15 protein-coding genes are annotated in these 18,334 nt (G+C 74.1%); 8 read left to right on the top strand and 7 right to left on the bottom strand.

All coding sequences use genetic code 11. From position 1 onward, the window contains the following. Window positions 1-134: 134 nt before the first annotated feature. The 4 genes from ACFVUH_RS30945 to ACFVUH_RS30930 all read right to left on the bottom strand — a co-directional run bounded on the left by ACFVUH_RS30945 (window position 135) and on the right by ACFVUH_RS30930 (window position 5,044). Window positions 135-1,301: a DUF2510 domain-containing protein gene (locus tag ACFVUH_RS30945; protein ID WP_355370893.1), complete on the bottom strand. Its 1,167-nt coding sequence runs from the start codon at window positions 1,299-1,301 to the stop codon at window positions 135-137. Window positions 1,302-1,409: 108 nt separating this feature from the next. Further along, window positions 1,410-2,165, bottom strand: a complete 756-nt coding sequence (locus ACFVUH_RS30940; protein ID WP_355370951.1) for a 3-oxoacyl-ACP reductase — start codon at window positions 2,163-2,165, stop codon at window positions 1,410-1,412. 117 nt (window positions 2,166-2,282) lie between these two features. After that, the gene (locus ACFVUH_RS30935; RefSeq protein WP_387916661.1) at window positions 2,283-3,683 is read right to left on the bottom strand and encodes an aldehyde dehydrogenase family protein; all 1,401 of its coding nucleotides are present in this window, start codon (window positions 3,681-3,683) and stop codon (window positions 2,283-2,285) included. After that, window positions 3,680-5,044, bottom strand: a complete 1,365-nt coding sequence (locus ACFVUH_RS30930) for a glutamine synthetase family protein (protein WP_387916672.1) — start codon at window positions 5,042-5,044, stop codon at window positions 3,680-3,682. The genes ACFVUH_RS30935 and ACFVUH_RS30930 overlap by 4 nt, the downstream gene beginning before the upstream one ends. 246 nt (window positions 5,045-5,290) lie before the next feature. Between ACFVUH_RS30930 and ACFVUH_RS30925 the strand changes: the two genes are divergently transcribed. After that, the gene (locus ACFVUH_RS30925) at window positions 5,291-6,028 is read left to right on the top strand and encodes a gamma-glutamyl-gamma-aminobutyrate hydrolase family protein (protein ID WP_387916659.1); all 738 of its coding nucleotides are present in this window, start codon (window positions 5,291-5,293) and stop codon (window positions 6,026-6,028) included. A 33-nt stretch (window positions 6,029-6,061) separates the two neighbouring features. Here the strand turns inward: ACFVUH_RS30925 and chrA are convergent, their stop codons facing one another. Next, window positions 6,062-7,279, bottom strand: coding sequence for a chromate efflux transporter (gene chrA / locus ACFVUH_RS30920; protein WP_387916657.1), 1,218 nt, complete (start codon window positions 7,277-7,279; stop codon window positions 6,062-6,064). 183 nt (window positions 7,280-7,462) lie between these two features. Here chrA and ACFVUH_RS30915 point away from each other — a divergent pair, with 183 nt between their 5' ends. The 4 genes from ACFVUH_RS30915 (at window position 7,463) to ACFVUH_RS30900 (ending at window position 10,763) form a co-directional block, all read left to right on the top strand. Continuing rightward, complete coding sequence (locus ACFVUH_RS30915; RefSeq protein ID WP_387916655.1) at window positions 7,463-8,536, top strand: cation diffusion facilitator family transporter; 1,074 nt, start codon at window positions 7,463-7,465, stop codon at window positions 8,534-8,536. Window positions 8,537-8,564: 28 nt separating this feature from the next. After that, a complete protein-coding gene (locus tag ACFVUH_RS30910; protein WP_387916670.1) occupies window positions 8,565-9,494 on the top strand; it encodes a 5'-3' exonuclease H3TH domain-containing protein in 930 nt (309 codons plus the stop codon). 133 nt (window positions 9,495-9,627) lie between these two features. Beyond that, entirely contained in the window at window positions 9,628-10,422 is a 795-nt protein-coding gene (locus ACFVUH_RS30905; protein ID WP_387916654.1) for a hypothetical protein, read from the top strand. Then, a complete protein-coding gene (locus tag ACFVUH_RS30900; protein ID WP_387916652.1) occupies window positions 10,419-10,763 on the top strand; it encodes a winged helix-turn-helix domain-containing protein in 345 nt (114 codons plus the stop codon). Before ACFVUH_RS30905 ends, ACFVUH_RS30900 begins: the two co-directional genes overlap by 4 nt. A gap of 78 nt (window positions 10,764-10,841) precedes the next feature. On the opposite strand, the gene ACFVUH_RS30895 is transcribed toward ACFVUH_RS30900, so the two are convergent. Continuing rightward, window positions 10,842-13,715: a DEAD/DEAH box helicase gene (locus tag ACFVUH_RS30895; RefSeq protein WP_355370959.1), complete on the bottom strand. Its 2,874-nt coding sequence runs from the start codon at window positions 13,713-13,715 to the stop codon at window positions 10,842-10,844. Between the two features lie 263 nt (window positions 13,716-13,978). On the opposite strand from ACFVUH_RS30895, the gene ACFVUH_RS30890 reads away from it, so the two are divergent. Together ACFVUH_RS30890 and ACFVUH_RS30885 are read left to right on the top strand one after the other, a co-directional pair. After that, entirely contained in the window at window positions 13,979-14,353 is a 375-nt protein-coding gene (locus tag ACFVUH_RS30890; protein ID WP_344322143.1) for a hypothetical protein, read from the top strand. 42 nt (window positions 14,354-14,395) lie between these two features. Then, on the top strand, window positions 14,396-14,728 hold the full coding sequence (locus ACFVUH_RS30885; RefSeq protein ID WP_380682765.1) for an ArsR/SmtB family transcription factor: 333 nt from the start codon (window positions 14,396-14,398) through the stop codon (window positions 14,726-14,728). Window positions 14,729-14,763: 35 nt separating this feature from the next. Here the strand turns inward: ACFVUH_RS30885 and ACFVUH_RS30880 are convergent, their stop codons facing one another. Then, window positions 14,764-15,933: an aminotransferase class V-fold PLP-dependent enzyme gene (locus ACFVUH_RS30880; RefSeq protein ID WP_387916651.1), complete on the bottom strand. Its 1,170-nt coding sequence runs from the start codon at window positions 15,931-15,933 to the stop codon at window positions 14,764-14,766. Between the two features lie 93 nt (window positions 15,934-16,026). On the opposite strand from ACFVUH_RS30880, the gene ACFVUH_RS30875 reads away from it, so the two are divergent. After that, the gene (locus ACFVUH_RS30875; RefSeq protein WP_387916649.1) at window positions 16,027-18,105 is read left to right on the top strand and encodes a prolyl oligopeptidase family serine peptidase; all 2,079 of its coding nucleotides are present in this window, start codon (window positions 16,027-16,029) and stop codon (window positions 18,103-18,105) included. Window positions 18,106-18,334 lie beyond the last annotated feature (229 nt).

Genomic DNA, 18,334 nt, shown 5'->3' with positions numbered 1-18,334 from the left:
GCGGCGGGGGGGCGCCCCCCCCCCCCCCCGCGGCCCCCCCCCCCCCCCGCCCCCCCCGCCCCCCCCCCCCCCCGCCGGCCCCCCCCCCCCCCGGGGCGGCCCCCCCCCGCCGTGCGTGAGCCGAGACCGCGGCCTCAGGTGTTCCCGGTGCCGCTGCCGTTGCCGGCACCGCCGGGGAGACCCGGGAGGGCCGGCACCTTGCCGCTGTAGTCGCCGATGCCCTTGACGATGGTGTCCATCACCGCGACGTCCGGCGCCTTGGCGGCGATGTCGAAGCCCAGGTGCACCGAGACCAGCGACTTGCCGTCGGCGGACGGGAAGACCACCGTCTGCACGTAGCCGTCGTTGCCCTTGGCGGCGTCCACCTTCCAGCGGACCAGGTAGCCGTCCCGGCCGTCCACCTTGACCGCCTCGGACTTGAGCTCCTCGTGCGAGAGGATCTCGTTGTAGGAGTCCTTGGCGGCCTTGTCGATGTCGGCCTTGGCCGCCGCCTGCACATCGGTGCCGCCGCCGTCGATCCGGCCGGTGTTGGCGCCGCCGAGCGAACAGGTGCCGCCGCCCTCGCAGTCGTAGCGGCCGATGCTGAGCCCCGCGTAACCGTCGGGGGTGGTGCCGCCCTCCCAGCCGGAGGGGACGGGCAGGACCAGCCGGTTCACGAGGTCGACGGCCTTGTCGCTGCCGGTGGCGGGGCCGTTGCCCTTGCCGCCATTGCCGTTGCCGCCGTTGCCGTTGCCCTTGCCGCCGTTGCCCTGGTTGCCGCCGTTGCCGTTGCCCTGATCACCATTGCCCTGGTTGCCGTTGGCACCGGGGCCGTTGTCGCCGGGGCCGCCGAAGTCCGGCAGGCCGCGCCACCGGCCGTCGCCCTCCTGTCCGGGCGGCCCTGCCGGGCGCGCGGAGCGGTGCCGGTCGCCGTGGTCGTCCATCGCCAGGTAGGTGACGCCCGAGCCGACGCCCAGGCCCAGCACGGCCGCCACCGCCGCCGCGATCACCAGCTTGGACGGCTTGCGCCGCTGCCGGGGCGCGGGCGGCACCGGCGAGCCGTAGGCGGTGCCGAAGGGCGGCGGCTCCGGGTAGCGGACCGACGGCCCGCTCTCCAGCACCTCCCCCTCCAGCACCTGGGGCCCGGCGGCCTCGTCCGGCCCCGGAGCACCGGCCGCCGGCGCCTCCGGCGGCGGTGCGTCCGAGGGTGCGGGCCGGGTGCTGGCCGTCCACCCCTTGCCGTCCCACCAGCGCTGCGGTCTCGGGTCGCTGGTGATGTCCTTCGGGTCCGGGTACCACCCGGCGGGGATCTGCTCACTCACGGGAATGAATCTAAAGGCAGCCGGATAAGCGCGAAATCAGCTGGACCCCGAATTCCGGGCTTTTCGATGAGATTACGGTGAGAAGGTGCGCCGCGGCCCCCGGAAGCCCTACAGCGGGGTCACATAGGCGCCGGCGATCCCGCCGTCCACCAGGAACTCGCTCGCGGTGATGAAGGAGGAATCGTCGCTGGCGAGGAAGGCCACCGCGGCGGCAATCTCCTCCGGGCGGGCGAAGCGGCCCAGCGGGATGTGCACCAGCCGGCGGGCCGCGCGCTCCGGGTCCTTGGCGAACAGCTCGCGCAGCAGCGGGGTGTCCACCGGCCCCGGCGACAGCGCGTTGACCCGGATGCCCTCCCGGGCGAACTGCACGCCCAGTTCGCGGGACATCGCCAGCACGCCGCCCTTGGAGGCGGTGTAGGAGATCTGCGAGGTGGCGGCGCCCATCCGGGCCACGAAGCTCGCGGTGTTGATGATCGAGCCCTGCCCGTGGCGGCGCATGTACGGCAGCGCCGCCCGGCAGCAGAGGTAGACCGAGGTCAGGTTGACCTCCTGCACCCGGCGCCAGGCGTCCAGTTCGGTGGTGAGGATGGAGTCGTCCTCGGGCGGCGAGATGCCGGCGTTGTTGAAGGCGACGTCCACGCTGCCGAAGGTCTCGTAGGCCTCGTCGAAGAGCGCCTCGACCATCGCCGGGTCGGTGACGTCGGTGTGCACGAAGAGGCCGCCGACCTCCTCGGCCGCCGCCTTGCCGGTGGTCTCGTCGACGTCGGCGCAGACCACCGTCGCGCCCTCGGCGGCGAGCCGGCGGGCCGAGGCCAGGCCGATCCCGCTGCCCGCGCCGGTGATCACGGCCGTCCGGCCGACCAGCCGGCGGCAGACCGGCGCCGCGGGCTGCGCGGACCGCTCCGGCCGTGGGGACCGCTCCGGCCGCTCCGGCCGCTCGGACGCGCGGGGGTGGTGGGACTGCTGGGTCACCGGGTGCTCCTACTCCTCGGTCCGGATGTAGACGTTCTTGGTCTCGGTGAAGTGCGCCAGCGCCTCCGGCCCCAGCTCGCGGCCGACCCCGGACTCGCCGAAGCCGCCGAACGGCGTCCAGTACCGCACCGAGGCGTGCGAGTTGACCGAGAGGTTGCCCGCCGCGACGCCCCTGGCCAGCCGCAGCGCCCGGCCGAGGTCGCGGGTCCAGATCGAGCCGGACAGCCCGTACCGGGTGGCGTTGGCGAGCCGCAGCGCGTCCGCCTCGTCGGTGAACGGCAGGACGACCGCGACCGGGCCGAAGATCTCCTCGGTGACCGCCGGCACGTCCTCCCCGGTGGGCGCCAGCACCGTCGGCGGGTACCAGTAGCCGGGCCCGTCCGGCACCGCGCCGCGGGCCAGCACCGGCAGGTCGGGCGTCACGTACGACGCCACCCGGCGGACCTGGGCGGCCGAGATCAGCGGGCCGAGGGCGGTCCGCGGGTCGGCCGGGTCACCGGTGCGGATCCGCTCGACGGCGGGCAGCAGCAGGGCCAGGAAGTCGTCGTAGGCCTCGCGCTGGACCAGGATCCGGCTGCGGGCGCAGCAGTCCTGGCCGGAGTTGTCGAGGAAGGACATCGGGTCGGCGGCCCCGGCGAGGTCGGCGTCGGCGAAGACGATGCTGGGACTCTTGCCGCCGAGTTCCAGGGTGACCCGCTTGGCCCGGGCCGCGCAGCGGGCGGCGACCTCCTTGCCGACCTCGGTCGACCCGGTGAAGACGATCTTGCGCACCGCCGGGTGGTCGACCAGCGCCCGGCCGGTCACCGGCCCGGCGCCCGGCACCACCTGGAACAGGCCCTCCGGCAGCCCGGCGGCGAGCGCGAGTTCGGCCAGCCGCAGCGCGGTGAGCGGGGTCGCCTCGGCGGGCTTGAGCAGGACGGCGTTCCCGGCGGCCAGCGCGGGCGCGAAGCCCCAGGCGGCGATCGGCATCGGGAAGTTCCACGGGGCGATCACCCCGACCACGCCGACCGGCTCGTGGAAGGTGACGTCCAGCCCGCCGGCCACCGGGATCTGGCGCCCGGTCAGCCGCTCCACTCCGCCGGCCGCGTACTCCAGCAGGTCGCGGACGTTGCCCGCCTCCCAGGTGGCGTTGCCGATGGTGTGGCCGGCCTCGGTGACCTCCAGGGCGGCCAGTTCGGGGACGTGCACCTCCACCTGGTCCGCGAAACGGCGCAGCAGCCGGGCCCGTTCGCCGGGGGCGAGGGCGGCCCAGCCGCGCTGCGCCTCGACGGCGCGCCGTACGGCGGCGTCCAGTTGCCCGGGGGTGGTGTCGGGGACGGTGCCGAGGACCTCGCCGGTGGCGGGGTTGCGGACGGCGCGGGCGGCGGGCCCGGCCGCGGCGGGGGCGATGGTGGTGTCGATGGTGCTCACATCCGCTCGAAGGATCGGTAGCGCTCCCAGTCGGTGATCGCGCCGTCGTAGGCGGTCTGTTCGACCCGGGCCATGTGCAGGTAGTGCTCGACCACGTCGTCCCCGAAGGCGGCGCGGGCGAGTTCGCTCGCGCCCCACAGGTCGGCCGCCTCGCGCAGCGAGCCGGGCACCCGGGCGTAGTCGTCGACGGCGTAGGCGTTGCCGAGGCAGGGGGCGGGCAGCTCCAGCTTGCGCTGGATCCCGTGCAGTCCGGCGGCGATCATGCCGGCCACCGCCAGGTACGGGTTGACGTCGCCGCCGGGCACCCGGTTCTCCATCCGCAGCCCGGAGCCGTGCCCCACCACCCGGTAGGCGCAGGTCCGGTTGTCGCGGCCCCAGGCGACGGCCGTCGGGGCGAAGGAGCCCGGGCGGTAGCGCTTGTAGGAGTTGATGTTCGGCGCGTAGAGCAGGGTGAACTCGCGCAGCGCGGCCAGCTGTCCGGCCAGGAAGTGGCGCATGGTGTCGGTCATCCGGCCGTCGTCGGCGGCGAACGCCGGGGCGCCGACGGCGTCGCGCAGCGACAGGTGGATGTGGCAGCTGTTGCCCTCGCGCTGGTCGTACTTGGCCATGAAGGTGAGCGCGCAGCCGAGTTGGGCGGCGATCTCCTTGGCCCCGGTCTTGTAGACGCTGTGCTGGTCGCAGGTGGTGAGCGCGTCGGCGTAGCGGAAGGCGATCTCGTGCTGGCCGAGGTTGCACTCGCCCTTGGCGGACTCCACGACCAGTCCGGCGCCGGCCATCTCGGTGCGGATCCGGGAGAGCAGCGGTTCGACCCGGGCGGTGCCGAGCAGCGAGTAGTCGGTGTTGTAGAGGTTGGCCGGGGTGAGGCCGCGGTAACCGCCCTGCCAGGCCTGTTCGTAGGTGTCGCGGAAGACCAGGAACTCCAGCTCGGTGCCGATGTCCGCGGCCAGGCCGTGCTCGGCGAGCCGGGCGATCTGGCGCCGCAGCAGCTGGCGGGGCGCGGCGGCGACCGGGTGGCCGCCGCGGCCGGCCAGGTCGGCGGTGACCTGGGCGGTGCCCGGCTGCCAGGGGGTCAGGCGCAGGGTGGACAGGTCGGGGCGCATGGCGAAGTCGCCGTAGCCGGTCTCCCAGGAGGAGAGCGCGTAGCCGTCCACGGTGTTGAGTTCGACGTCGACGGCGAGCAGGTACTCGCAGGCGTCGGAGCCGTGCTCGGCCACCTCGTCCAGGAAGAAGCGGGCGGCGAAGCGTTTGCCCTGCAGGCGCCCCTGCATGTCGGTGAAGCCGAGGGCGACGGTGTGGACCTCTCCGGCGTCGACCAGGGTGCGCAGCTCGTTCAGGGTCAGCGGGGCGCGGCGGGGCGGGATGCCGGGGACGGTGCCGGGTGCGGCCGCGGCGCCGTCGGGCGCGGTGGCACCGGGCGCGGTGGTGCCGGACACGGTGGTGCGGTCGGACATGGCGGACGCCCTCCTCCTCGATCACGCAGCGAGACCAAGCGGTCACAGCGAACCGTACGGCCTGTCACGGAGGGCGCGGAAGAGGGCGGGCGGGTGTGGCGCGCCGATGTGCGAGGTTGACGAGGGATCAGACGGTGCGGGAGGAGAATGCGCGCCATGGAACGCAGGCCTTTTGTCGGCGTCAGCACCTATCTGGTGGACGCGAGTTGGAGCGACTGGCGGGACCGCCGGGTGGCCCTGGTGCCCGAGCGGTACACCGCGTACGTGCAGGACTCGGGCGGGATCGCGGTGCTGCTGCCGCCGGACGCCCCGGAGCGCGCGCCGGAGGTCCTCGCCCGGCTCGACGCGCTGGTCATCACGGGCGGGCCGGACATCGACCCGGCCTACTACGGGCAGCCCCCGCACCCGCTGAGCGACATCGACACAGTGGAGCGGGACGTCTGGGAGAGCGCGCTGCTGCGGGCGGCGCTGGCGGCCGGGATGCCGCTGCTGGGGATCTGCCGGGGCATGCAGGTGCTCAACGTGGTGTGCGGGGGCACGCTGATCCAGCACCTGCCGGACGTCGTCGAGGTGGACGTGCACACCGGTTCGCCGGGCCGCTACGGCACGCACCTGGTGCGACCGGTGCCGGGCACGCTGCTGGGCGGGCTGCTGCCGGAGCCGGAGCTGACCGTGCCGACCTTCCACCACCAGGCGGTGGACCGGCTGGGGACGGGGCTGCGGGTGAGCGCGCACGCACCGGACGGGACGGTGGAGGCGGTGGAGGGGCCGGGGTTCACGATCGGGGTGCAGTGGCACCCGGAGCAGGGGGACGACCTGCGGGTGATGCAGGCGCTGGTGCGGGCGGCGACGGCGGCCCGGTCGGTGCAGCTGGAGCCGGTGGAGGTGGGGTAGCCCCGGGGGCGGAGCGGATCGGGGCAGGGCGGATCAGGACAGGGGCAGTCCGGCGGCCGCGGCGATCACCCCGGCCGCGCCGGCGGCCAGCAGGGCGAGCACCACTCCACGCCGGGCGGCGACCAGCCAGAGCAGCGCGCCGGCCAGCACCGCCCACTGCCAGCCGGAGCCGAGCGCGGCGGCGAGCGGCAGCGCCGAGCCGGCGATGGCGCCGATCACGGCCGGTCCGGCGCCGGTGAGGAAGTCCTGCACCCGCGCATCGGCGCGCAGCCGGTCGAAGTACCGGCCGCCGAGGATCACGAGGAGGAAGGACGGCGCGAAGGCGACCGCCGCCGCGAGCAGCCCGCCGGCGATCCCGGCGGCCGCGTAGCCGACGACGGCGACGGTCTGCACCACCGGACCGGGGGTGACCTGACCGAGGGCGACGGCGTTGAGGAACTGTCCGTCGGTCATCCAGTGGTAGCGGTCGACGGCGTCGTTCTGCATCAGCGGGATGATCACGAACCCTCCGCCGTAGGAGAGCGCGCCCACCTTGAACGCCACCCAGGCCACCGCGCCGAGCCCGCCGAGCGCGGGCAGCCCGGCGGCGAGCGGCAGCAGGCCGGCCCGCGTCCGGCGGGGGCGTTCGCGTCCGGTTCCGCCGCTCCGCGTCGGCCCGTGCCCCCGCGTCCGCGCGAGCCGCCGTCCGCGGTCCCGGACCGCGATCTCGGCCAGGCCGGAGGCGATCAGCACCAGGACCAGCCAGGGCCCGGTCAGCACCGCCGCCAGTGCCCCGGCCAGCGCGTACCCGGCCCAGCGGGCGCGGGCGGCGCGGCCCCGGCCGGCCCGGGTGAAGCTCGCGGGGACCAGCGAGGTGGCCGCCTGCACCGCGACCGCCGGGACGGCCGCGCCCGCGCCGGCGGCGGCGCCGAGCACCCACCGCGGCGGGTCGCCGGCCAGGAAGAGCACCGCGAGGGCGAGGATCAGCGCGAGCCCGGGCGCGATGAAGCAGGCCCCGCCGACCACTGCGCCCGGGGTGCCGCGCAGCCGCCGGGCGGTGAGGATCGCGAGCTGGGTGGAGGCCGGTCCGGGCAGCAGGTTGGTCGCCGCGATGCCGTCCTCGAACTCCTCCGGGGAGAGCCACTTGCGCCGTTCCACGCAGAGCCGGCGCAGCAGCAGGATGTGGGCGGGCGGTCCGCCGAAGCCGGTGATGCCGATCCGGCCCCATTCGCGGGCGATCGTTCCCAGACTCACCCGTCCGGTCGTCTCCATGCGCGTCTCCCCTGTTCAGCGGCGGCGCGACGATACCGGACGGGGGTTACCCCCCGGCAATGACAACGGTCTCCAGTGCAGCCTTTGGATCTTCGTCCGATCTGCGGTTCACTTCGAGTGCGGGGCGGTCGCGCACGCCGCCCCTTACCCCCACGCGTTCATGAGTTCCAGGAGAGGACTTCGATGGCCGGCCACGAGCACTCCCGTCATGATCATGGGCATGACCAGGCGCATGACCACGGCGGCCCCGGCGGTCACGGTGGCCATGGCGGTCACGGCGGCCACGGCGGCCACTCGCACGGCGTCTCCGCCGACGCCGACCGCCGCTGGCTGGTGAGCGCGCTCGCGCTGATCGTGGTGTTCATGGTCGGCGAGGTGGTGGTCGGCTTCGCGGCCCAGTCGCTGGCGCTGATCTCGGACGCCGCGCACATGCTCACCGACGCCATCTCGATCGTCCTCGCGCTCGTCGCCATGCGACTGGCCGCCCGTCCGGCGCGCGGTGGCTACACCTACGGCCTCAAGCGCGCCGAGATCCTCTCCGCCCAGGTCAACGGCGTGACCCTGCTGGTGCTGTCCGCCTGGCTCGGCTACGAGGCGATCAAGCGGCTGTTCGAGCCGCCGCAGGTGACCGGCTCGCTGGTGCTGGTCACCGCGCTGGTCGGGATCGTGGTGAACCTGGCCGCCACCTGGTGCATGTCCAAGGCCAACCGCAGCTCGCTGAACGTCGAGGGCGCCTTCCAGCACGTCCTCACCGACCTGTACGCGTTCATCGCCACCGCCGTGGCCGGTGTGATCATGGTGACCACCGGCTTCGCCCGGGCCGACTCGATCGCCTCGCTCATCGTGGTCGCGCTGATGCTGAAGGCGGGCATCGGCCTGGTCCGCGACTCCGGGCGGATCTTCCTGGAGGCCGCGCCCGCCGGTGTCGACCCGGACGCGGTGGCCGACCGGCTGGTCGCCCAGCCGCTCGTCGAGGAGATCCACGACCTGCACATCTGGGAGATCACCTCCGGCCAGCCGGCGCTCTCCGCGCACATCCTGGTCACCCCGGGCGGCGACTGCCACGCGGTGCGGCGCGGACTCCAGCGCCGGCTCGCCGACGAGTACGGCATCACCCACAGCACCCTCCAGGTCGACCACGTCGGCGAGGACGAGGCCGGCGCGCTGCTGCAGATCAGCACGCCCGGCGACCTCACCCCCGAGCACTGCGCCGACGCCCACGGCCCGGTGCACCGCGCCGGGCCGCACGAGCACTAGGAGAACCGCGGTGTCCGCCCGGTACGGCATGATCGGAGGCGTGACCGCACCCCGACTGATGCTGCTCGACTCCGCCAGCCTCTACTTCCGGGCCTACTTCGGCGTACCGGACACCCTGCGCTCGCCGCAGGGTGAGCCGGTCAACGCCGTCCGGGGCCTGCTGGACTTCATCGCCCGGCTGGTCCACGACCACCGGCCCGACCAGCTGGTCGCCTGCATGGACGCCGACTGGCGCCCCCAGTGGCGGGTGGACCTCATCCCCTCCTACAAGACCCACCGGGTCGCCGAGGCCGCCACGGACGGCGAGGAGGAGGTGCCGGACACGCTCGCCCCGCAGGTCCCGGTGATCGAGCAGGTGCTGGACGCGCTCGGCATCGCCCGGATCGGCTCCCCCGGCTACGAGGCGGACGACGTCATCGGCACGCTGACCGCGCGCGCCACCGGGCCGGTGCAGATCGTCACCGGCGACCGCGACCTGTTCCAGCTGGTCGACGACGCCCGCGCGATCACCGTGCTCTACCCGGTCAAGGGCATGGGCAACCTGCAGGTCACCGATGACGCGCTGCTGCTGGAGAAGTACGGCGTGCGCGGCGCCCAGTACGCCGACATGGCCGCCCTGCGCGGCGACCCGAGCGACGGCCTGCCCGGCGTCAAGGGCATCGGCGAGAAGACGGCGGCCCAGCTGATCCACGAGTACGGCGACCTCGCCGGCATCCGCACCGCCGCCCAGGACATCGGCTCCGGGCTGACCCCGGCGCGGCGCCGCAACCTCGTGGAGGCCTCGGCCTACCTGGACGTGGCGCCCACCGTGGTCCGGGTCGCCACCGACGCCCCGCTGCCCGGCTTCGACCCCGCCCTGCCGGGCGAGCCGCTCGACCCGATGACCCTGGAGTCCCTCTCCGCCCGCTGGAACCTCGGCACCTCGCTGGACCGCGTCCTGGAGGCCCTGACCGGCTGATCCGCCGTCCCCTCCCAAAGGGCCCGCCGCACTCTGCGGCGGGCCCTTTGCTTTGCCATGCCGTGAACTCTTGACTGCAATCTACTTTGCACTACAAAGTGAATGCACTGACACGGCATCACCAGGGGTGGACATGGACACACTGCACCGGGACGACCCGGCGGAACTGCTCGCCGCGACGGAGAGCCTGCGGGCCCGGGCCCGGATCCGCCTGCGCGGCTCGGGCATCCCGCTGATCGGCCTCGGCCTGCTCGCCCTGGCCGCCGTGCCGATCGCCGGAGAGGCCTACAACTTCGCCGCCAACGGACGTGACGTCACCTCGTACCCCTACTTCGCCTACTCGGAGTACATCGGCCTCTGCGTACCGCACTCGCTCGACGGCCCGTGCCTGGAGGGCGAGTTCGACGGCGCGATCCTGCGCTTCGTCGCCTGGGGCCTCTGGTACGCCCTCCTCCCGCTGGCCTGGTTCGTGCTCGCCCGCTGGTACCGGCGGCGCGGGGAGAGCCGCGGCATCGTCCCGCACCGCGGCGCCTGGCTCGGCACCGCGGCCGCCGCCGCCGTCCTGATCGCCGCCGTCCCGGTCGTCCTGGTGTTCGTGCGGCGGACGCCGTTCAGCCTCACCCTCCTCGGCAACACCTACGCCTCCCCCTGGTACGTGGTCGGCGCCGGCCTGCTCCTCCTCGGCCTCACCGAGCACGACCGGCTGGTCGCCGTCACCGGGCTCGTCCACACCGCGCTGCTCACCGCCTACCTCTCGGGGCTCTGGGGCGACGGCTGGCTGCCCTGGCTCGACCACTTCGACACCGCCTGGGCCAACGGCGCCCAGCCGAAGGCCCTGCTGCTCGCCGCGGTCCTGCTGGCTCCCGGCCTGGCCCAGTGGACCGCCGAGCGCCGACCGTCCGACGGATCCCGTACGGTCGCCCCATGAACGTTGCGGACGACACCGAGGAGCGGCACCCGACCCTGGCCCTGGACGACACCGTCCACCAGCGGGTCCGGCTCGGGATCCTGGCGATCGCCCGCGAGGCCGAGAGCGTCGAGTTCGCCTTCCTCAAACAGGAACTGGGCCTCACCGACGGCAACCTCTCCCGCCACCTCAAGGTCCTGGAGGACTCCGGCCTGATCGCCGTCAACAAGGGCTACGCCGGCCGCCGCCCCCGCACCTGGATCACCCTCACCCCCACCGGCGCCCAGGCCCTCGACCACGAACTCCGCGCCCTGCGCGCCCTCGTCCACCGCCTCGAAGCCGCCGGCCCCCCACCGACCTGAGCGCGACGAGCCGCAAGCGGCCGTGGCAGAGCCCCGGGCTCCGAGGGAACTCGGAGCCCGGGGCTCTGCCGGGGTGGGTCAGCTGACGGAGGAGTAGGCGATGATGCCGCGGCGGAGGCCGTCGACGGCCTTGCGGGCGGTCCTGCGGAGCTCGACGTCCTCGCCGGCGGCGTCCTGGATCTGGCCGAGGACGTCGATCAGCTGCTTCGTCCAGCGCACGAAGTCGCCGGCCGGCATGTCGGCGTCGCGCAGGACGGAGTCCAGCGAGTGGCCCAGGGCCCAGCGGTAGGCGGCCCAGGCGAAGCCGAGGTCGGGTTCGCGCTGGCCGACGCCCTCGGCGGTGTTGATGCGGTGCTGCTCCTCCAGGGCGTCGAGGTGGCCCCAGATGCGGACCATCTGGCCGAGGGCGGTCTTCGCCTCGCCCTCGGGGACCCGGGGGGCGGTGGCGTCGTCGGACTGGCGGGCCTCGTACACCAACGCGGAGGCGCAGGCGGCGAGTTCGGCGGCGGCGAGGCCGCTCCAGACGCCTTCGCGGATGCACTCGGATGCGAGCAGGTCGAGTTCGCCGTAGAGCCGGCCGAGCCGCTTGCCGTCGTCGGTGACGGTGTCGCCGCTGAGGTAGCCGAGGTCGGTGAGCAGACCGCAGACCCGGTCGAAGGTGCGGGCGATGGTGTGCGTGCGGGAGCGCATCTTGCGTTCCAGCAGCTCGGTGTCGCGGTGCAGCCGGTGGTAGCGCTCGGACCAGCGGGCGTGGTCCTCGCGCTGGTCGCAGCCGTGGCAGGGGTGCTGACGCAGGGTCGCGCGCAGCCGGCTGATCTCGGGGTCGTCGGCGGCGGCCGCGCGGCCGCGCCGGAACCGCTCGGGCTCCAGGTGGCCGGCCTTGGTGCGCAGGGCGGAGGCGAGGTCGCGGCGGGACTGCGGGCTGCGCGGGTTGAAGGACTTGGGGATGCGCAGCCGGTCCAGCGCGGCGACCGGGTGCGGGAAGTCGATCATCGCGAGCCGCTTGACCTGACGCTCGGCGGTCAGCACCACCGGGCGCGGCCCGTCCTGGTAGTCGGGGTGGCGCGGGCCGCCGCGCGGCGAGCGGCTGACGGGCGGCAGGCCGGGGTCGAGGACCAGGGCGAGGCCGGCGAACTTGCCGGTGGGCACGTGGATGACGTCGCCGGGCTTGAGCTGCTCGATGGACTCGACGGCGGCGGCGCGGCGCTGGCTGCTGCCCTCGCGGGCGAGCTCGTTCTCGCGGTCCTTGAGCTGCCGGCGCAGCGACATGTACTCCTCGAAGTCGCCGAGGTGGCAGGTCATGGACTCGCGGTAGCCCTCCAGGCCCTCCTCGTTGCGCTGGACCTGGCGGGCGATGCCGACCACCGAGCGGTCGGCCTGGAACTGCGCGAAGGAGGTCTCCAGCAGTTCGCGCGAGCGGTGCCGGCCGAACTGGGCGACCAGGTTGACGGCCATGTTGTAGGACGGCCGGAACGAGGACTTCAGCGGGTAGGTGCGGGTGCCGGCCAGGCCGGCCAGCGCCTCCGGGTCGAGGCCGCGCTGCCAGAGCACCACGGCGTGGCCCTCGACGTCGATGCCGCGCCGCCCGGCCCGGCCGGTGAGCTGGGTGTACTCGCCGGGGGTGATGTCGGCGTGGGTCTCGCCGTTCCACTTGACGAGCTTCTCCATGACGACGGAGCGCGCGGGCATGTTGATGCCCAGGGCCAGGGTCTCGGTCGCGAAGACGGCCTTGACCAGTCCCTTGACGAACAACTCCTCGACCACCTCCTTGAACCGGGGCAGCATCCCGGCGTGGTGGGCGGCGATGCCGCGCTCCAGCCCGTCCAGCCACTCGAAGTAGCCGAGGACGTGCAGGTCCTCGTCGGGGATGTCGGCGCAGCGCTCCTCGACGAGGGCGCGCACCCGGGCGCGGTCGACGTCCTTGTTGAGGCGCAGGCCGGAGGAGAGGCACTGCTGGACGGCGGCCTCGCAGCCGGCCCGGCTGAAGATGAAGGTGATCGCGGGCAGCAGGCCCTCGGCGTCGAGCCGGTCGATGACGTCGACCCGGCCCGGGGTCCAGACCCGGCCGGGGCGGCCGTTCGGCATGGAACGGCCGCGGCCGCGGCCGAACTTGTCCCGCGGGTTGCGGTCGAGCTCGCTGCGGGCGAGGCGGACCAGTTCGGGGTTGACGGCCTTGCCGGGGTTGCGCACGTTGCCCTTGGGGCGGCCGTCCCGGTCGGGGCTGGCGAACAGGTCGTACATCCGGTTGCCGGCCATCACGTGCTGCCAGAGCGGGACGGGCCGGTGCTCGGAGACGATGACCCGGGTGCCGCCGCGGACGGTGTCCAGCCAGTCGCCGAACTCCTCGGCGTTGGAGACGGTCGCGGAGAGCGAGACCAGGGTGACGGACTCGGGGAGGTGGATGATGACCTCCTCCCAGACGGCGCCGCGGAAGCGGTCGGCGAGGTAGTGGACCTCGTCCATGACCACGTAGCCGAGGCCGTCGAGGGTGCTGGAGCCCGCGTACAGCATGTTGCGGAGCACCTCGGTGGTCATCACCACGACCGGGGCGTCGCCGTTGACGGTGTTGTCACCGGTGAGCAGGCCGACCTTGGCGGCGCCGTAGCGCCGGACGAGGTCCCCGTACTTCTGGTTGGACAGCGCCTTGATCGGCGTGGTGTAGAAGCACTTGCGCCCGCCCTGGAGGGCGAGGTGGACGGCGAACTCGCCGACGATGGTCTTGCCGGAGCCGGTGGGCGCGGCGACCAGGACGCCTTCGCCGGCCTCCAGGGCGCGACAGGCCTCCAGCTGGAAGTCGTCCAGCGGGAAGTCGTAGAGCTCCTGGAAGCCGTACAGGGCGGTGGCCTGCTCCTTGGCCCGGCGGCGGGAGGCGGCGAAGGCCTCGGCGGGGCTGAGTTCCCGCTCGTCGGAGGGGTCCCGGCCGTCGGAGGACTCGCGCTCAGGGGTGTTCATCGCCGTCCGGGGGTCGCGGGGGTCGGTGGTGTGATCTCGCATCTCAGCGAGAGGTTACCCGGCGGGGCTGACATCGATAGCACCGTTTTTCCCGGGGAAGAGATCGCTTCTCTCTCACATCCATAGTTGCAAATGTCTGCAAGCGGTCACCGGACGGCCAGCTTCGAACGACTCCGGTCATCCACGGTGACACGCCGTGCGGCCTGCCTACATTCGGTGTCACATCCCGGTGACACCCACCGGGCCCACGGGAGGTGCGGACGATGGCGAACCTGGAGACCTCGCTCAAGGAGGCCATGGCGATCGAGGGCGCGATCGGCGTCGCCCTGGTCGACTACGGCAGCGGCATGGCGCTCGGCACGCTCGGCGACGGCGGCGAACTGGACCTCAACGTCGCCGCGGCGGGCAACACCGACGTGGTGCGGGCCAAGATGCGGGCGATGGAGCACCTCAACCTGCTCGACAACGAGATCGAGGACATCCTGGTCTCCCTGACCAGCCAGTACCACCTGCTCCGCCCGCTCACCACGCAGGGCGGCCGGGGGCTGTTCCTCTTCCTCGCGCTCAACCGCGGCCGCGCCAACCTCGCGATGGCCCGCCACCAGCTGAAGCGGATCGAGACGGCGCTGGAGATCTGACGGCCGGGGACGCACCGGTGAGGCGAACAGGGAGGGAGCGCCGTGGCGGTCGTGCTCTACCAGGCCAAGGCCGAGTTCTTCCGGATGCTCGGCCATCCCGTCCGGATCCGGGTCCTGGAGCTTCTGCAGGCCGGACCGACGCCGGTGCGCGAGCTGCTGGCGGCGCTGGAGGTCGAGCCCTCCCGCCTCTCGCAGCAGCTCGCGGTGCTGCGCCGGTCCGGCATCGTCACCGCCACCCGGGAGGGCAGCACGGTGGTGTACGCGCTGGCCGGCGGGGACGTCGCCGACCTGCTGCGGGCGGCGCGGCGGATCCTCACCGGGCTCATCGCCGACCAGCACGTGCTGCTCGCCGAGCTGCGCGCCGCCGCCGACTGAGCCGGGCGGGCGGGCAGCGGGCGCCCGGCGCCGGGCTACCCGAGCAGCCCGGCCAGCCCGTCCGCCAGCACCCCGTACTCCGGCGCCCGGTTGTACAGCTGCCCGCACAGCCGCAGCACCCCGCCGCCCGGCCAGGGGCGCGCCACCGTCCGCACGGCGTGCCGCCGCCACATCGCGGCCATCAGCTCCTGCGCCTGCGGCAGCGTCTCGGCGACCCCGGGCGGCAGCCGCAGCGCGCGCATCGACAGCCCCGCCGAGGACGGCAGCGGCGCCAGCCCGGTGCGAGCGGCGACCAGCGCGGCGCCGTACCCGACCAGCTGCTCGTTGTGCGCGCGCACCGCTCCCGGGCCGAAGGCCTCCAGTACGTCCAGACCCGCCGGGGCGGCCAGGTAGGGCGTGTAGTCCAGGGTGCCGCGCCACTCGACGGAGGCCGGGTAGCCCTGGTGGTCCTCCCAGGAGAGGATCAGCGGGCGGATCTTGCCGGCCCACTCCGGGCGGACCACCAGGACACCGGTGGCCCGCGGGGCGAAGGCCCACTTGTGCAGGTTGCCGAACCAGAAGTCGGCCTCCGCCGGGACCGGGCCCGCCAGCATGCCGGGCTCGTGCGCGGCGTCCACCACGGTGGTCACGCCGCGCCCGCGCAGGGCGCGCAGCAGGTCGGGGGTGGCGATCCGGCGGGCGGTCGGCGAGGTGATGCCGTCCAGGACGGCGAGCGCGGTGCGGTCGGTCACCGCCGCCAGCACCGCCTCGCGCACCGCGTCCCCGTCGGGCAGGTCCAGCGGCAGCCGCACGGTGCGCAGCTCGGCCCCGGCGTCCTCGGCGCGCCGGCGGACGGCTTCGGTGACGGTGCCGTAGCCGTGGTCGGTGACCAGGACGTGGTCCCCGGCGGCGAGCGGCACGTTGGCCAGGGTGACGGCGATCGCGTCGGTGACGTTGGGCACCAGGGCGAGCAGTTCGGGCTCGGTGCCGAGGGCGGCGGCGATCCGGGCGCGGGCGGCGCCGACCCGCTCGGGCAGGTCGGCGAAGAAGCCGTCCGGGTCGGCCTCCTGCTCCCGGTGCAGCCGGCGCTGGAGGTCCTGGACCGGGACGGGGAGGGCGCCGAAGGAGCCGTGGTTGAGGTGGATCACCGCCGGGTCCAGCGAGAACAGCGCCTCGGTTCCGGGCAGTGGCTCGGGGGGTGCGAGGGCCTGCGGGGTCTCGGTCACTGCGTTCCTCCTGTTACCTGGATCACGTGATGTGTGACATTTCACATGTCGTTCCACTGGTCGGCGAGCCGGTCCCGCGGCGACCATCGGGCGGTGACCATCACCGACTCCTACCTCTCCCTCAGCGCCCGGACCGGCCGCTTCAGCTTCGGTGCCCCGCGAGCGATCTCGCTCAACCAGGACGGTACCCGCCTGCTGCTGCTGCGCTCCAGTGGCCCCGAGGACGCGTTCGACCGGCTCCACCTCCTCGACCTCGCCACCGGCGAGGAGCGCGAGGTCGCCGACCCCACCGCCCTCGCCCCCGGCCGCACCGGCGCCACCTCCGACCTTCCGCCCGTCGAGCGACGGCTGCGCGAGCGCAGCCGGCTCACCGCGGCCGGCATCGGCACCTACGCCGCCACCCCCGACCTCGCCGTCGCCGTGTTCGCCCTGGACGGCCGGCTCTTCCGCACCGAGACCGCCACCGGCCGCACCACCGAGCTCCCCACCGCCGGCCCGGCCTTCGACCCCCGCCCGAACGCGACCGGCGAGCTCGTCGCCTACGTCGCCGACGACGCGCTCTACGTCGCCTCGGCCGACGTGCCCGGCCGCCAGCGGCTGAGCCCGGACGACGGCGCCCGCTGGGGCGTCGCCGAGTTCGCCGCCGCCGAGGAGCTGGGCCGCCACCGCGGCCACTGGTGGCGCCCGGACGGCACCGCCGTGCTCGCCGCCCGGGTGGACGAGTCCGCCGTCCCGCCGCGCCACTTCGCCGACCCGGCCCACCCCGAGCAGGCCCCCGAGCAGTTCGCCTACCCGCAGGCCGGCGGCGCCAACGCCGACGTCCGGCTCTGGGTGCTCGGCCTGGACGGCACCCGGGTCGAACTCGACTGGGACACCGTCGCCTTCCCCTACCTGTGCGCCGCCGAATGGGCCGGCGACGACGAGCTGCTGCTCACCGTCGCCGACCGGCTGCAGCAGAACGTGCTGCTGCTGAGCGCCGACCCGGCCACCGGCAACACCGTCGAACTCTCCCGCACCACCGACGAGTTCTGGGTCGACGACCTGCCCGGCACCCCCGCCCGGCTGGACGACGGCCGGCTGCTCACCGTCCACGACACCCCCGGCACCCGCGGCCTGGCCCTGGACGGCAAGCCGCTGGACACCGACGGCCTGCAGATCCGCCGGGTGGTCGGCCGGCTGCGCGGCAAGCTGCTCTGCGAGACCGGCGAGGGCGACCCGTTCGACCAGCACGTCCACCTCGTCGACCCCGACGGCGGCGCCCCCGAGCGGATCTCCGAGGGCCCCGGCGTGCACAGCGCGCTGGCCGCCGGCGACACCCTGCTGCTCACCTCGGCCGACCAGGACGGCGTGCGCCGCGAGGCCCTCACCCCGCAGGGCGTGACCGCCCTGACGGACCGCGCCGCCGCGCTGCCCTACCGGGTGCGGCCGCGGCTGGCCCGGGTCACCGCGCGCTCGCTGCCCAGTGCCGTGGTCTACCCGCGCGGACACGTCGCCGGCCGGCAGCTGCCGGTCCTGCTCGACGTCTACGGCGGCCCCGGCTACCAGGCGGTGGCCAACGAGCCGCGCCGCTGGCAGCTCAAGCAGTGGTGGGCCGACCAGGGCTTCGCGGTGGTCACCGTCGACAACGGCGGCACCCCGTTCGTCTCCCCCGACTTCTCCCGGACGATCTTCCGCCGGTTCTCCGAGGTCGCGCTGGAGGACCAGGTGGACGCGCTGCTCGCGCTCGGCGCCGAGCACCCCGACCTCGACCTCGGCCGGGTCGGCGTGCGCGGCTGGTCCTACGGCGGCTACTTCGCGGCGATGGCCGTGCTGCGCCGCCCGGACGTCTTCCACGCGGCCTGCGCGGGCGCCCCGCCCACCGACTTCCGGCTCTACGACACCGCGTACACCGAGCGCTACCTCGGCCTGCCCCAGGAGAACCCGGAGGGCTACGCGGCCGACTGCCTGGTGGACGACGCACCGTCACTGACCCGTCCGCTGCTGCTGATCCACGGCCTGGCCGACGACAACGTGCACCCCTCGCACACCCTGCTGCTCTCCCAGGCGCTCACCCGGGCCGGCCGCCCGCACAGCCTGCTGGCCCTGCCCGGCGTCACCCACATGACCCCGGGCGGCGTGAACGAGCAGCTGGCGCAGGCCGAACTCGCCTTCCTGCGGGCCTCCCTGGGCTGATCCGCGGCCGAGTGCCGAAGCAGCCCCGGGGCGGGCGCCGGAACCGCCCCGGGGCTGGTGTCCGGCGTGCCGGCGCCGGTCGGCGTCGCACCGGAGCACACGACCGGCCGACCCTCCACGGCCCCCGAGCGCCGCACGGCCCCCGTCCGGGCCGTGCGGCGCTCTCGCGTTCGCGCACCGAGGGCTCGCCCGAAGCCCTTCCGTGTGACCCATGACATGTGAAATATTA

Source organism: Kitasatospora sp. NPDC058032 (genome assembly GCF_042885845.1).
In the GTDB taxonomy this organism is placed as follows: domain Bacteria; phylum Actinomycetota; class Actinomycetes; order Streptomycetales; family Streptomycetaceae; genus Kitasatospora.
This window is presented reverse-complemented; position numbering and strand designations above follow the sequence as displayed.